This is a genomic window from Cupriavidus sp. WGlv3 (genome assembly GCF_023952475.1).
GTDB classification, from domain to species: Bacteria; Pseudomonadota; Gammaproteobacteria; order Burkholderiales; family Burkholderiaceae; genus Cupriavidus; species Cupriavidus phytorum.
This window is the reverse complement of the sequence record NZ_JALHRX010000081.1, coordinates 1-1,976: the sequence shown is the minus strand read 5'-3', so window position 1 is coordinate 1,976 and position 1,976 is coordinate 1. Positions and strand designations below refer to the sequence as shown.

General features: G+C 54.7%; 2 rRNA genes. Both read left to right on the top strand.

Going from position 1 to position 1,976, the window contains the following annotated elements:
- Positions 1–1,709, top strand: a 23S ribosomal RNA gene (locus MKD38_RS30490); the annotation flags it as partial.
- Positions 1,710–1,836: 127 nt separating this feature from the next.
- Positions 1,837–1,949 (top strand): 5S ribosomal RNA (rrf, locus tag MKD38_RS30485).
- Positions 1,950–1,976: the final 27 nt, after the last annotated feature.

Sequence of the window (1,976 nt, the reverse complement as noted above, 5' to 3'; positions counted from 1 at the left end):
GCGTGGTAGGAGAGCGTTCTGTAAGCCTGTGAAGGTGTCTTGTAAAGGATGCTGGAGGTATCAGAAGTGCGAATGCTGACATGAGTAGCGATAAAGGGGGTGAAAGGCCCCCTCGCCGTAAGCCCAAGGTTTCCTACGCAACGTTCATCGGCGTAGGGTGAGTCGGCCCCTAAGGCGAGGCAGAGATGCGTAGCTGATGGGAAGCAGGTTAATATTCCTGCACCGTCGTATGATGCGATGGGGGGACGGATCGCGGAAGGTTGTCCGGGTGTTGGAAGTCCCGGTCCCTGCATTGGAGAAGGCGCTCAGGCAAATCCGGGCGCGGGATTCAAGGATGCGGGGCGAGCGGCCTAGTGCTGCGAAGCAATTGGAAGTGGTTCCAAGAAAAGCCTCTAAGCTTCAGTCATACGAGACCGTACCGCAAACCGACACAGGTGGGCGAGATGAGTATTCTAAGGCGCTTGAGAGAACTCGGGAGAAGGAACTCGGCAAATTGGTACCGTAACTTCGGGATAAGGTACGCCCTGGTAGCTTGACTGGCCTGCGCCAGAAGGGTGAAGGGGTTGCAATAAAATGGTGGCTGCGACTGTTTAATAAAAACACAGCACTCTGCAAACACGAAAGTGGACGTATAGGGTGTGACGCCTGCCCGGTGCCGGAAGATTAAATGATGGGGTGCAAGCTCTTGATTGAAGTCCCGGTAAACGGCGGCCGTAACTATAACGGTCCTAAGGTAGCGAAATTCCTTGTCGGGTAAGTTCCGACCTGCACGAATGGCGTAACGATGGCCACACTGTCTCCTCCCGAGACTCAGCGAAGTTGAAGTGTTTGTGATGATGCAATCTCCCCGCGGCTAGACGGAAAGACCCCATGAACCTTTACTGTAGCTTTGCATTGGACTTTGAACCGATCTGTGTAGGATAGGTGGGAGGCTTTGAAGCGTGGACGCTAGTTCACGTGGAGCCGTCCTTGAAATACCACCCTGGTTTGTTTGAGGTTCTAACCTTGGCCCGTGAATCCGGGTCGGGGACAGTGCATGGTAGGCAGTTTGACTGGGGCGGTCTCCTCCCAAAGTGTAACGGAGGAGTTCGAAGGTACGCTTGGTACGGTCGGACATCGTACCTAAAGTGCAATGGCAAAAGCGTGCTTAACTGCGAGACCGACAAGTCGAGCAGGTGCGAAAGCAGGACATAGTGATCCGGTGGTTCTGAATGGAAGGGCCATCGCTCAACGGATAAAAGGTACTCTGGGGATAACAGGCTGATACCGCCCAAGAGTTCATATCGACGGCGGTGTTTGGCACCTCGATGTCGGCTCATCTCATCCTGGGGCTGTAGCCGGTCCCAAGGGTATGGCTGTTCGCCATTTAAAGAGGTACGTGAGCTGGGTTTAAAACGTCGTGAGACAGTTTGGTCCCTATCTGCCGTGGGCGTTGGAATCTTGACGGGGGCTGCTCCTAGTACGAGAGGACCGGAGTGGACGTACCGCTGGTGTACCTGTTGTCTCGCCAGAGGCATCGCAGGGTAGCTATGTACGGAAGAGATAACCGCTGAAAGCATCTAAGCGGGAAACTCGCCTGAAGATGAGGATTCCCTGGAGGCTTGACCTCCTTGAAGGGTCGTTCGAGACCAGGACGTTGATAGGCTGGGTGTGGAAGCGCAGTAATGCGTTAAGCTAACCAGTACTAATTGCCCGTAAGGCTTGATCCTATAACCAGTGTGTTTCACCTGGTGTGTGTGATCGTGTCTGTGCCCCTCGGTTGGCACAATACGCACAACCCCAACTACATCCCGATTCGTGACGCTGTCCTACCCGACAGCGCCACAACCCCTCATGCCTGGTGACCATAGCGAGCTGGAACCACCCCTTCCCATCCCGAACAGGACCGTGAAACAGCTCCGCGCCGATGATAGTGCGGATTCCCGTGTGAAAGTAGGTCATCGCCAGGCTCTTATTGTGCAAAACCCCTCGACAGC